The 13221-nt window shown below is 56.5% G+C and carries 10 protein-coding genes and 1 pseudogene; 10 read left to right on the forward strand and 1 reads right to left on the reverse strand.

Annotated elements, in window-relative coordinates; all coding sequences use genetic code 11:
- Positions 1-42: 42 nt before the first annotated feature.
- Positions 43-537 carry an AAA family ATPase gene (locus B5G40_RS11270; RefSeq protein ID WP_087399671.1) on the reverse strand — a complete coding sequence of 165 codons (495 nt, stop codon included), beginning with the start codon at positions 535-537 and terminating at the stop codon, positions 43-45.
- Positions 538-763: 226 nt separating this feature from the next.
- On the opposite strand from B5G40_RS11270, the gene B5G40_RS11275 reads away from it, so the two are divergent.
- From B5G40_RS11275 to B5G40_RS11320, 10 genes and pseudogenes are all read left to right on the forward strand, one after another.
- Positions 764-2380 (forward strand): recombinase family protein, encoded by a 1617-nt coding sequence (locus B5G40_RS11275; protein ID WP_087399672.1) that lies wholly within the window; start codon positions 764-766, stop codon positions 2378-2380.
- A gap of 90 nt (positions 2381-2470) precedes the next feature.
- Positions 2471-2572 (forward strand): annotated as a pseudogene (locus B5G40_RS17540) (Maff2 family protein); the annotation flags it as partial.
- Between the two features lie 12 nt (positions 2573-2584).
- Complete coding sequence (locus B5G40_RS11285; RefSeq protein ID WP_087399674.1) at positions 2585-5779, forward strand: S-layer homology domain-containing protein; 3195 nt, start codon at positions 2585-2587, stop codon at positions 5777-5779.
- Positions 5780-5848: 69 nt separating this feature from the next.
- The gene (locus B5G40_RS11290) at positions 5849-6715 is read left to right on the forward strand and encodes a VirB6/TrbL-like conjugal transfer protein, CD1112 family (RefSeq protein ID WP_242853675.1); all 867 of its coding nucleotides are present in this window, start codon (positions 5849-5851) and stop codon (positions 6713-6715) included.
- Between the two features lie 15 nt (positions 6716-6730).
- Complete coding sequence (locus tag B5G40_RS11295; protein ID WP_087399675.1) at positions 6731-7117, forward strand: PrgI family protein; 387 nt, start codon at positions 6731-6733, stop codon at positions 7115-7117.
- A 34-nt stretch (positions 7118-7151) separates the two neighbouring features.
- Positions 7152-9488 carry a VirB4-like conjugal transfer ATPase, CD1110 family gene (locus tag B5G40_RS11300; RefSeq protein WP_343286735.1) on the forward strand — a complete coding sequence of 779 codons (2337 nt, stop codon included), beginning with the start codon at positions 7152-7154 and terminating at the stop codon, positions 9486-9488.
- Between the two features lie 30 nt (positions 9489-9518).
- Positions 9519-9920 carry a hypothetical protein gene (locus tag B5G40_RS11305; protein WP_087399677.1) on the forward strand — a complete coding sequence of 134 codons (402 nt, stop codon included), beginning with the start codon at positions 9519-9521 and terminating at the stop codon, positions 9918-9920.
- A gap of 71 nt (positions 9921-9991) precedes the next feature.
- Entirely contained in the window at positions 9992-10315 is a 324-nt protein-coding gene (locus B5G40_RS11310) for a hypothetical protein (RefSeq protein ID WP_087399678.1), read from the forward strand.
- Positions 10308-11333 carry a DNA cytosine methyltransferase gene (locus tag B5G40_RS11315; protein WP_087399679.1) on the forward strand — a complete coding sequence of 342 codons (1026 nt, stop codon included), beginning with the start codon at positions 10308-10310 and terminating at the stop codon, positions 11331-11333. Before B5G40_RS11310 ends, B5G40_RS11315 begins: the two co-directional genes overlap by 8 nt.
- A 35-nt stretch (positions 11334-11368) precedes the next feature.
- Positions 11369-13219, forward strand: a complete 1851-nt coding sequence (locus B5G40_RS11320; protein WP_087399703.1) for a CD1108 family mobile element protein — start codon at positions 11369-11371, stop codon at positions 13217-13219.
- Positions 13220-13221: the final 2 nt, after the last annotated feature.

A 13221-nucleotide genomic window follows, 5' to 3' on the forward strand; every position in this document is an offset into this window, starting at 1 on the left:
GAAAAAGCGGCCACGCCGGGGAGCGTGGCTGTGGGAGTATTCTTATAGTGCGGCAATCTCTTGCGCCACTTCCGCGGCGCTCTTTCCAGATGTGTTCACTTTGATTGTGTTCAATTTCTGATAAAGGGGAATACGCTGTACGCTTCGCTCAATCACATCAGGAGTACGAATACCCGCTGTCACATCCTTTTGTAAGCGTTGGGTAAGTTCCTGCTCTGAACAAAGCAGAGATACAGCAATAATGCGACTGTTTGCGGTGTCCAGGCCAGAAATGATTGTATCAATAATGGATTGCTCGTGCATAACCCAGCAAAAAATAACATTCTCATACACGGAGCATTTGAGAAAGTTGTTTAACACCGCGCAAATATTTTTTATGACCATCTCTTTTGTCTCAGCGGTAACTTGAAACGGGCTGGAATCCCAACACCAATCCCCGTCAAGGAATACGCTGTTAGGTAATTTTTGTTTTAAGATTTGGCTAACGGTACTTTTCCCAATTCCCATAGTACCACCGATGATAAACAACTTCTTCATGTATAATCTCCCCAATATGATTTGCTTCTTACTTCTCGAACAAGTATAGCATAAATTAGGGGGATAAGCTACCGGTAATATCGTGATAACTCTTACAAACAAAATCGGCAATTTGACAAATCATAAAGAAGCAGGTTTTACATTTTTGCCGCTATACAGCCCGCCCTATTTCGTGGTACAATGAAACCACGGAATAGTGGGCTGGCTGTCGGAAACGGAGGATTTTATGTTAAGACAAGCCACCCAAAACCTCATTACTGCCCTTTATCCGAGATTGTCCCATGAGGACGAGTTGCAAGGCGAGAGTAATTCCATATCGAACCAGAAAAGGATTTTGGAAACCTACGCCAAGCAGAACGGCTTTACTAATCTGCGCTGGTACACCGACGACGGTTTCTCCGGCGCGAACTTTCAAAGACCCGGTTTTCAAGCCATGCTTGCAGATATTGAAGCCGGGAAAGTGGGTACGGTCATAGTCAAGGACATGAGCCGGTTAGGGCGAAACTACTTGCAGGTAGGGTTTTACACGGAAATGCTGTTCCCTCAAAAGGGAGTGCGTTTTATCGCTGTCAACGATAATGTGGACAGCGCAAACGGCGGCATGGACAACGATTTTACCCCTCTGCGAAATCTGTTCAATGAATGGCTGGTGAGAGATACGAGCAAGAAAATCAAGGCAGTAAAACGAGCAAAAGGCATGAGCGGCAAGCCCGTTACCAGCAAGCCGGTCTATGGCTACCTCATGGACGAGGACGAGAACTATATCGTTGACGGGGAAACCGCGCCGGTTGTCCAGCAGATATACCAGCTTTGCCTTGCCGGGAATGGCCCGACCAAGATTGCCCGTATGCTCACGGAGCAGCAAATCCCCACGCCGGGGACGCTGGAATACCGCAGGACGGGCAGCACCCGCCGCTACCACCCCGGCTATGAGTGCAAATGGGCGACGAACACCGTCGTTCATATCCTCGAAAACCGGGAGTACACCGGCTGTCTGGTAAACTTCAAGACGGAGAAGCCCTCTTACAAAGTCAAGCACAGTGTAGAGAACCCCGTGGAGAAGCAGGCCATTTTCCCCGACCACCATGAGCCGATTATCGACACGGAAACATGGGAGCGCGTGCAGGAGTTACGCAAGCAGCGCAAACGCCCGAACCGCTATGATGAAGTGGGGCTGTTCTCCGGTATGCTGTTCTGCGCCGATTGCGGCCATGTGATGTACCAGCAGCGGTATCAGAACAAAACCCGCAAGCAGGACTGTTACATCTGCGGCAGCTACAAGAAACGCACCCGCGACTGTACGGCGCACTTTATCCGCACCGACCTGTTGACCGCCGGTGTCCTCTCCAATCTCCGGCAAGTGACGGAATACGCCGCCAAGCATGAGAGCCGCTTTGTGAAGCTGCTTATCCAGCAGAACGAGATCGGCGGCAAGAGAAAGACCGCCGCAGCCACCAAGCAGCTTGAACAGGCGCAGGAGCGCATTGCCGAAGTGAGCCGCATTATCAAGCGGCTGTATGAGGACAATGTGAACGGCAAAATCAGCGACGAGCGTTTCATGGAATTGTCGGCAGACTACGAGCAGGAGCAGCGGGAACTGAAAGACCGCGCCGCCGCTTTGCAGGCCGAACTGGACAAGTCGCAGGCCGCCACCGTCAACGCGGAAAAGTTTATGGGGATTGTCCGAAAGCACCTTGCCTTTGAGGAACTTACCCCCACCCTCTTGCGGGAAATGATTGAAAAAATCGTTGTGCATGAGTGCCGCTATGACGAGAACGGCACCCGCAGGCAGGACATTGAGATTTATTACAGCTTTGTCGGCAAGATTGATTTGCCGGAATAACCGCCCGACCTATCCGACACAATGGCCAAGTGCCGGATAGGAACGGCAAAATTTTTTACACTTCTATTACTTCTTTATCACACATTAGTAAAGTCCCAGGGCATCAAGCAGCTCATGGCAGGCGGCGGCGTTGCTCTAATCGGTATGATTCTGGTTCCCCTGCTGTCCGGTCTGCTGTCCACTGGTGGCTAAGGGAGGGATTCCATGAACAGAAAAATCCGTTTTCGGCGCCCTATGGCGCTATTTCTTTCCCTGGCGCTGTGTGTCGGTTTGGTGCCCTCGGCCTTTGCCGCCCAGCAGAACAGCTACCATGATCCGGCTGACCATTGGCAGGAGGCCAACAACCGAACCAACGAGCTGGATGCTAACGCCACCGTAACCCATGAAACTTTCACCTGTGGAGAATGCGGCCAGGAAACTTCATTTTTAGCCTTCCGCACTCCTGAATATACCCGTGATGGCCAAACGGCTATGACCCGAAATGTCCGCTATTCGGATGGCACAATGATTGGCGGCGAAGATAAAGGCTCCATCCTGGACGGTGTTCCTGGTAAGGATGCCTACTATACCGGGTATCACTGGACCAAAGCAGTTTGTGAAACCTGCGGCGGTATCAATACCAATATGGCCAAAAGCGATTACTGCTATCAGACCAATGTGTACTGGCTGTACGACTGCGCCAGCAATTTCTTTGAAGAATTGCCGGAAACAAAGACCATTGAGCAATCAGACAGCAGCTACCATCGTGTGACCATTACCAGCGGTGAATACTGTGGGTTCTGCTACGGCACCTACAAGGAAACTTCCTCCTCCCTGGAGCGGCACAACATGGAAACGGCCATCCGCCCGGAGCTGGCCCATGACCGCTTTGTGGAAATGGATACCTGTGCCGACTGCGGATATGTCGAAACCGACTATACCGCTGCCAAGTCTGTTGTGGCGGACTATTTCGGCGTGGTAGACGGGCAGCCCCACACCGTTACTGTATCTGATCTCTCCGAGGCAGGCGTTACCACCGCTATCCGCTACGGCCATAGCGCCGACGCTTGCACCCTGACCAGCGCCCCCAATTACACCGAGGCCGGAGACTATGCGGTGTACTATAAAATCACCTACACATTCCAGAATACCGACATGGTGGAGGACGGCGTGGCCTATGTCCACCTGCGGGATGAAAGCACCGAGGAAACCGACGGGGACGGCACCTGCGGCGAGGATCACAACTGGACGCTGCTGGACAGTGTGGACCCCACCTGCCTGACCCTGGGCTATGACCGCTATCTGTGCGTAGACTGCGGTAAGATTGAAAAGCGGGACTATGAGGCCGCCCTGGGCCATGCGTTCCAGCGTGTTGTTATCCGGGACGCCACCTGTGAGACTGCCGGAAAGGTGCTGGAAATCTGTGAGCGGTGCGGCATCGTCCAGGAAAGCACCACCCCCAAGGGAGAACATGAGTTCTCCACCACCGTTGTCCCGGCCACCTGTACCAGTCCCGGCTACACCCTGCGGGAGTGCGCCGTCTGCGGAGAGCGGCACATTGAGGACATCACGGCGGCATTGCCCCACAACTATATTGCCAAAGTAACCCCGGCCACCTGTGAGGGCGGCGGCAAGACTGCCCATATCTGTGAGGGATGCGGCAGTTCCTTTGTCACCGACTACACCGACCCCCTGGGCCATTCCTGGGACGAGGGCACCGAAGTCACCGGCTCCACCTGCACCGGCGAGGGCCTGATCGAGTATCGCTGCGTCCGCTGCGGCTATCACCGTCTGGAGGGTGACGCGGCGGCGGGCCATGTACCCGGCGAGGCGGCCACTTGCACCACGCCCCAACTCTGTACCAAGTGCGGTGCGGTGATCGTCAATGCCCTGGGCCATGACTATCAAGAGGAAGTCACCGCCCCCACCTGCACGGAAATGGGCTACACCACCTATACCTGCTCCCGCTGCGGCGACACCTATAAGGGTAATTACACCGATGCTGCCGGACACAAGCCCGGTGACTGGATCATCGACCAGGAACCCACCACTGACAGTGAGGGCAGCAAGCACAAGGAATGTACCGTGTGCGGCGAAACCCTGGAAACGGAAGAAATCGAGAAAATCTACAATCAGGCCACCACGGACAGCAAGGGCGAGGCCGTTGTGGGCGGCTATCTGGTGATTGTCACCGATACGGATAGCAAAAACCCCGTTGCCAATGCCACCGTTGCTCTCCATACGGATAACACACTGTCCATCCAGCTGCCCTCTGGCCGCCTGCTGGACTATGCCGACCAGACCACCATTCAGGTTCAGCTTGTGAAGGACAAGTCTCCCGTGGTAGGCATGGGCGTTTCTGTCACTGACCGCAACGACAATTTCAGCAGCGGAAAAACCGATGCCGCCGGTCGGCTCACCGTCCCCGGCGGCTCGGATACCACCAATGAGGACGGCAAGGGTACCGTGGGCTGGGAGGATGCCGACGGGGACCGTTGGACCCTGACTGTCAAGGTGGAGGACTTTGAGACAAAGCGTCCCATACCTGACGCCGGGGTATCCATCGGAAAAACCGGCACCATCACCGTTACTCTGCCGGACGGCACCGACATGGACGAGGACAACCGGATCACCGTCACTGTCACCGACCAAAAGCGTAAGCCCCAGGAGGGACTGACCGTCACCGTCAAGGGCGATCTGGGCCAGAAGGCAACCGGGGAAACCGACGAGGACGGCAAGCTGACGGTTCCCGAGGTGGCGGAGCTGGAAACCCACGGGGCCTATGTGGTGGGCTACACCGACGGCACCTTTGGGCCGGACCGGGACATGACCCGGAGCGAGGCAGCCACCATCTTTGCCCGCCTGCTGGCCCAGCGCAATGGGGAGCGCATCACCGCCCCCACAAAAACCACTTTCCCGGATGTGCCCGTCAACGCATGGTACACCGGGTATGTGTCCTATCTGGCCCGCTACGGCATTGCTGTGGGCTACACCGACGGACTGTTCCACGGGGACGAGCCCATCACCCGCGCCGAGTTCACGGCCATGGCGGTGCGGTTCTTTGACGCCTATGGCGACGGCGATCCCGCCATCATGGAGGAGTACGGCGGCTTTTGGGATGTGTCCCCCGGACATTGGGCTGCGGGTTACATTGAGGACGCCGCCCGGTATGGCTGGGTGGTAGGCTACGGCGACGGCACTTTCCATGCCGACGATGAAATCACCCGCGCCGAGGTCGTTACCATCGTCAACCGCCTGCTGGGGCGTGAGGCCGACCAGGAGTATATTGCCGACCATCCCCGTGGTCTGGTTCTGTTCCCGGATGTGTCCAAGAGTTATTGGGCCTACTATGACATTCTGGAGGCAGCCAATAGGCATACGGTATCTATGCAAGATGCGGAAACTTGGCTGAAAGCATGACCATATATTCCAAACCCAGCGGGGGCTTTCGCTTCATAGCGGGAGCCCCCGCAAAGGAGGTGATCTCCCTTGATATTGGACATGATCCAGGAGTGGTTCAAGGAACTGCTCATTGACGGTATCATTTCAAACCTGACCGGGATGTTTGATACCCTGAACACAAAGGTGGGCGAGATCGCCGGGGAGGTCGGCATGACGCCCGCCGCTTGGAACAGCAGCATCTTCAACATGATCCGCAATCTCTCGGAGACGGTGATCGTCCCCATTGCGGGTATTATCCTCACCTTCGTCATGTGCTACGAGCTGATCCAGCTCATCATCGAGAAAAACAACCTTCACGACTTCGACACCTGGATTTTCTTCAAGTGGATTTTCAAAACTTTTTGCGCGGTGCTGATCGTCACCAACACCTGGAACATCGTCATGGCGGTGTTCGATGTGGCGCAGAATGTGGTCAGCCAGTCGGCGGGGGTCATTATCTCGGACGCAGGCATCGACATCTCCGGCGTGGTGGGCGATCTGGAGACCCAGCTTGCCGACTGGAGCGTGGGCGCCCTGCTGGGGCTGTGGTTCCAGAGCGTGTTCGTGGGGCTGTGTACGCAGATACTTTCCATCTGCATCTTCCTGGTGATCTACGGCAGAATGATTGAGGTGTATTTGGTGACCTCCATCGGTCCCATCCCCTTTGCCACGATGGTCAACCGGGAATGGGGCTCCACGGGGCAGAACTACCTTCGCTCCCTGCTGGCCCTGGGCTTCCAGGCCTTCCTCATTATGATCTGCGTGGGGATTTACGCAGTGCTGGTGGAGGGCATCTCCACATCCGGCGACAACATATCCGCGGCCATCTGGGGCTGCATGGGCTATACAGTCCTACTGTGCTACACCCTGTTCAAGACCGGTAGCCTTGCAAAATCCCTGTTCGGCGCCCACTAAAGGAGGTGTGAAACATTGGCTTATGTAACGATCCCGAAGGACCTGAGCCGGATACAGAGCAAGGTCCTGTTCGGGCTGACCAAACGGCAAGTGATCTGTTTTGGAGCGGCGGCGCTGGTAGGCGTGCCGCTTTTCTTTTTGGCAAAGGCGAGCCTGGGGACCACCACGGCGGCGCTGTGCATGATCCTGGTGATGCTGCCCTTTTTCCTGTTCGCCATGTACGAGAAGAACGGGCAGCCGCTGGAAGTGTTCCTGGGCCATCTGATCCAGAACAAATTCATCCGGCCGAAGGTACGCATCTACCAGACCAACAATCTCTATTCCGCCCTGGTGCGGCAATCCCAACTGGAACAGGAGGTGAAGCAGATTGCGAGAAAAGGCAGAAAAACCGGAAAAGCGTAAGCTCACCCGTGCTGAGCGCAAGCAGATCGAGGCGGTGATCCGTCAAGCCAAAGGCGACGGGAAAAACCATACGGTGCAGGACAGCATCCCGTTTCAGAATATGTTCCCCGACGGCCTGTGCAGGCTGGAAGGCGGGACTTTCTCCAAGACCATCGCCTTTGAGGATGTGAATTACCGCCTGGCGGGGCCGGAGGACCAGCGGAGCATCTTTGAAAGCCTCTGTGACTTCTACAACGGCTACGACCCCTCCATCGGCGTCCAGGTTTCTTTGGACAGCCGCAGCGGAGGCAGCGCCGCCGATGAAATGTTCGGCATCCGCAGACAGGGCAACGACCTGGACTCCATCCGGGACGAGGCGGTGGACATCCTGCGGATGCAGTACAAGCGGGGCAACAACGGCTATGTGAAAACCAAGTATGTCACCCTGACCATCGAGGCGGAGAACCTTCCCGCGGCGAGGGCCCGCTTTGCCCGCATTGAGACCGACACTCTCAATCGCTTCAAGGTCATGGGTGCGGCGGCTCATGTGCTGGACGGAAAGGAACGGCTGGAGCTGCTTTACAACATCCTCCACCCGGAGGGTGGGCAGTTTGCCTTTGAATGGAACTGGCTCCCGGCCAGCGGTCTTTCGGTGAAGGACTTCATTTCTCCGTCCTCCTTCCACTTCGGGGAGACCCGCACTTTCCGCATTGGCAGGCGGTTCGGGGCGGTGTCCTTCCTGCAAATCCTGGCGCCGGAGATGCACGACCGTATCCTCACCGACTTCATGGAGGCGGACGGGAATATCATGGTCACCATGCACATCCGGGGCATCAACCAGAACGAGGCCATCAAAATGGTCAAGCGGAAGATCACCGACCTGGACGCCATGAAGATACAGGAGCAGAAGCGGGCGGTGCGCAGCGGCTACGATATGGACATTCTTCCCTCCGACCTCTCCACCTACGGCGGCGCGGCAAAGGACCTTCTCACCGACCTGCAATCCCGCAACGAGAGAATGTTCAACATGACCTTCCTGGTGCTGCACACGGCGGAGACCCGGCAAAAACTGGAGATCGCCGTATCCCAAGCGGCCAGCGTCGCCCAGACCTACAACTGCCTTCTGACCCGGCTGGACTTTCAGCAGGAGGACGGGCTTATGAGCAGCCTTCCGTTGGGCCTTAACCGCATCAAGATCGAACGGAGCCTGACCACTTCGGCCCTGGCGGTGTTCGTTCCTTTCGTCACCCAGGAGGTGTTCATGGGCGGCGACGCCATGTACTACGGCCTCAACGCCCTCTCCAACAACATGATCCTGCTGGACCGCAAGCAATCCCGCTGTCCCAACGGCCTTGTGTTTGGCACGCCCGGCAGCGGCAAATCCATGAGCTGCAAGCGGGAGATCACCTTTATCATGCTGATGACCCAGGACAATGTCATCATCTGTGACCCGGAGGACGAGTATTCGCCCCTGGTGAAGCGGCTGGGCGGTCAAGTGATCCGGCTGTCCCCGTCCAGCACCGACTATGTGAACCCCCTGGACATCAACCTCAACTACTCCGAGGAAGAAAACCCGCTGGCGCTGAAATCCGACTTCGTGCTGTCCTTCTGCGAGCTCATCATGGGCAGCAAGACGGGGCTGGAGGCCATCGAGAAAACCGTCATTGACCGGGCGGTGCAGATAATCTACCAGCCCTACTTTGCCGACCAACGGCCGGAGAATATGCCGATTTTGGGCGACCTGATGAACGCCCTGCTGTCCCAGCACATCCCGGAGGCCGACCGGGTGGCCCAGGCGCTGGACCTGTATGTGAACGGTTCGCTGAACTTCTTCAACCACCGCACCACCGTGGACATCTCCAACCGCCTGGTCTGCTTCGACATCAAGGGCCTGGGCAAGAACCTGAAAAAGCCGGGGATGCTCATTGTTCAGGACGCGGTGTGGAACACCGTCACCATCAACCGGGCTATCGGGCGATCCACCTGGTATTTCGTGGACGAGTTTCACCTTCTGCTGAAGGAGGAACAGACCGCAGCGTACAGCGCCGAGGTTTGGAAACGGTTCAGAAAATGGGGCGGCATCCCCACCGGGGCGACCCAGAACCCCAAAGACCTGCTTTCCTCCCCGGAGATTGAAAACATCCTAGAGAACAGCGACTTCATCTATATGCTCAACCAAGCGGCGGGTGACCGGAAGATACTGGCGGAGCGGCTGAACATTTCTTCGGAGCAGCTTGCCTATGTGACCAACTCCGAGCCGGGCCACGGGCTGCTGTTCTTCAACAATGTCATTCTGCCTTTTGCAGATGATTTCCCGAAGGATACCGAGCTCTATAAACTGCTCACCACCAAACCCAGCGAGGTGGAACATGACAAAATAGAAAGGAAATGATATAATAAAAAAATAAGGGGGGCGATCGCTTTGGGTGAAGCAATTATTGGTCTTGCAGGTGTAATTATTGGCGCATTAATTGGTGTTGTAACTACGCATATGCAGAACAAAAATAGTGTCAATCTGTTCCTTTTGGAAAAAAGAGTGCAAACATATCTGCCGATAATTGAAAAGTACCTGAAATCTACCAGAGATACAGATATTAATTCTACTAGAGATGCGATGGATGAATTTCAGTTACTTACTCCTGAACTATTGCTTTATGGGAGCGATGAAGTAAAAAAACAAACCGAGAGGGTTAAAAACCTTGTTCTTTTGTCACGACTCAATATCGCAGATAAAAAAATGTTGGACAAGGATACCGTTCTAAAGGAATTACAGGAATTTGCTGCCCTAATTGAAATTATGAGATCTGAATTGAAGATTCATTGATTTAGTGGCTTGTTTTCCCGCCTCAACCGAGGCGGGTTTTCTTATGCCCAAAATTCAGGAAGGAGCACAATATGGAACAGGAAAAGTTATATGTTATCGAGGAAAAGACCTATGAGGCTCACATTGACGAGGAAGTGCATCTCTACGGGCTGCTCCACCAGCTGGCCTTCCTTGCCGGGAAGATCAAGGACCGCCGGGACATGGAGAACCTGATCGACACCGCCCGGCGGTATGGCGAGATCGCCGACCAGATGTTTGACCGCTGGAGCATCCCCGGCCGCTACCTGGTGTTCGGTGACAAGGCCGACCTCGCTCGGCTGAAGTCCCTGGAGCTGTGCGAGCTGGACGCCTTCTATGTGGAGGGCGAGGACGACGAGGACCAGCCCCATGCCTGACCGCCTCACCCATGTCAGCCTGTTTTCCGGCATCGGCGGGCTGGACCTGGCGGCAGAGGCGGCAGGCTTTGAAACGGTCTGTCAATGCGAGTGGGCGGATTATCCCTATTCCATCCTGCAAAAGCATTGGCCGGATGTGCCGAAGTTCCGGGACATCACCACATTCACGAAGGAGGCATTTTTTGAGAAAACAGGACTTGAAACCGTCACCATCCTCTCCGGCGGATTCCCATGCCAGCCCTTCTCCACCGCAGGAAAGCGGCGGGGCTTTGCGGATGAACGCTACCTGTGGCCGGAAATGTGCCGCGTTATTGCCGAACTGCGGTCCCGTTGGGTGCTTGGGGAAAATGTTGCTGGCTTCATCAATATGGGGCTCGACAAAACGATTTTTGACCTGGCAAAAGCGGGATACGCTGTTCTCCCATTCGTATTTCCGGCTTGCGGCGTCGGCGCATGGCATGAGCGCCAGCGAACTTTTATCGTCGCGGCTGATGTTTCCCACACCCCTTGCCTCCGACAAATCCACGGGGCGGGACGCTGCCAACCTGGATGTGTACCTGTCGGACAACGGGATATTCCGCAAGCGGAACAAGGACGGGACGATCTGGAGCCTGTCCCTGTCGGCGGCGGTGTTCTATCTGACCCCGGCAGCATCGGAGGGCTACCGTTCCACCCTGAAACCGGTGGCCTTCCGGGACAAATCCCCGTCCTCCAACCTGTCGGCCCAGGTGAACCGGCAGGAGCAGCCCCTTTCCGAGAAAGCGGCGCTGAACCCGGACTGGGTGGAATGGCTTATGGGATTCCCCCCGAAATGGACGGACGCATCCTCTGGCGTTCCGAGCCCGAAGGAGTCCCCCGCATGACCGAGGATACCGACAACCGGGCGCTGCGGTTGAAAACCCTGGGGAACGCGGTCTGCCCACCCCAGGCCTATCCCATTTTCCAGTACATCGCCATGATCGAAACCGGGGCCTGTGTCAACATCTGCCCCTATGGAACAGGAGGTGACGCACCTTGAAAGAATGGAAAGCCCCCGAAAAGGAGGCGCAGAAGATGACCCGTGACGGGGCGGTATCCGTCAATCTGGTCACGGGCGAGACGACCTATCCCTCTGACCGGACGCCGGAGCAGGACCATTCCGTATCCGGCGACACGGCGGGCGCCGCTGGGAAAGCGGTGGACCGTGTGGAACTGCACCGGGAACAGACAGCAGCCAAAAAGAAGCGTCGGAAACAGCGCAGAGCCTATCGGGAGGGCGAGGCGGCAGCGGGCCGTCCATCCTCCCGATTGCAGTTTTCCGAGGCGGACCAGGTCAAACCGGAGCTGCAAGGGGCCATCCGCAAGTCGGACAAGGCGGCGGACCGGCTGGATGCCGCCAGGGACGCGATCCCCAATAAGAGTCCGGGAAAGCCCCATGCCAATCCGCTGTCCCGCCCCATTCAGGAGGCAGGCGCAGCGATTCACGGCAAGGTTCGGGAGGTGGAGCAGGAAAATTCCGGCGTCCAGTCGGGCCACCTGGGGGAACGCAGCTTTGAGAAGGCTGTGGGCTATGGAAACCGCCGTGTCCAGAACTGGCGGGCGGAACGCAAGCTGAAACCCTGGCGAGACGCGGCAAAGGCGGAGCAGGCGGCGGTCAAGGCCAATGCAGATTTCTACTATCGGAAAGCCGTGGCGGAGAACCCCCAGCTTGCATCCAATCCTATCTCCCGCCTGTGGCAGAAACGGAAGCTGCAAAAGCAATATGCGGCGGCATACCGGGCGGCGGGCAAGACCGCCCAGGCCGGGAAAACAGCGGAGGCCACGGCAAAAGCGGCCAAGAAAACCGCCCAGGAGTCCAAGCGCACCGCCCTTTTTCTGAAACGGCATTGGAAGGGTGCGCTGATCGTGGGCGGCATCGGCCTTCTGCTGGTGATGCTGCTGGGCTCCCTGCAATCCTGTTCCTCCATGTTCGGCGGCGGGGTGTCCAACATCATGGCGTCCTCCTATCTGTCCGAGGATGCGGATATGCTGGCGACGGAAGAAGCCTACTGCGCCAAAGAAGATGAATTGCGGGAGTACCTGGATACCTACGAGGCCACCCACGACTATGACGAGTATCACTTCGACCTGGACGAGATCGAGCACGACCCCTATGTGCTGATTTCCATTTTGTCGGCGCTCCATGAAGGGGTGTTCACCATCGACCAGGTACAGGGCGACCTTCAAACCCTCTTTGACAAACAATATATTCTCACCGAAACCGTGACCACGGAAACCCGGTATCGGACGGAAACACGGACTGACAGCGAGGGTAACCCCTACACGGTTCAGGTGCCTTACACCTGGTATATCTGCACCGTCACGCTGGAAAACTTCGACCTCTCCCATGTGCCTGTTTACATGATGGGCGAAGAACAGCTTTCCTTGTACGCCACCTATATGTCCACTCTGGGCAACCGGCCGGATCTGTTTCCGTCCTCCGGGTATGTGGGCAAGTACATCGAGAACCCGCCTACGGCCTGGGACATCCCCGCCGAGTACCTGACGGATGAACGGTTTGCTACCCTCATCACCGAGGCGGAGAAATACCTGGGATACCCCTATGTGTGGGGCGGGAGTAGCCCGGAGACATCGTTTGACTGTTCCGGCTTCGTCAGCTATGTGCTGACCAGCACCGGGCTTTGTAACACCGGGCGGCTGGGCGCCCAGGGGCTCTACAATATCTCCACGCCGGTATCCGACCCCCAGCCCGGCGATCTGGTGTTCTTCGTGGGCACCTACGACACCAGCGGCGTGTCCCATGTGGGCATCTATGTGGGCGACGGGATGATGCTGCATTGCGGCGACCCCATCCAGTATTCCAACCTGAACACAAGTTACTGGCAGTCCCATTTCTACGCATATGGCAGACCGCCGTACAACTGATG

The organism is Flavonifractor sp. An9 (assembly GCF_002161245.1).
GTDB classification, from domain to species: domain Bacteria; phylum Bacillota; class Clostridia; order Oscillospirales; family Oscillospiraceae; genus Flavonifractor; species Flavonifractor avicola.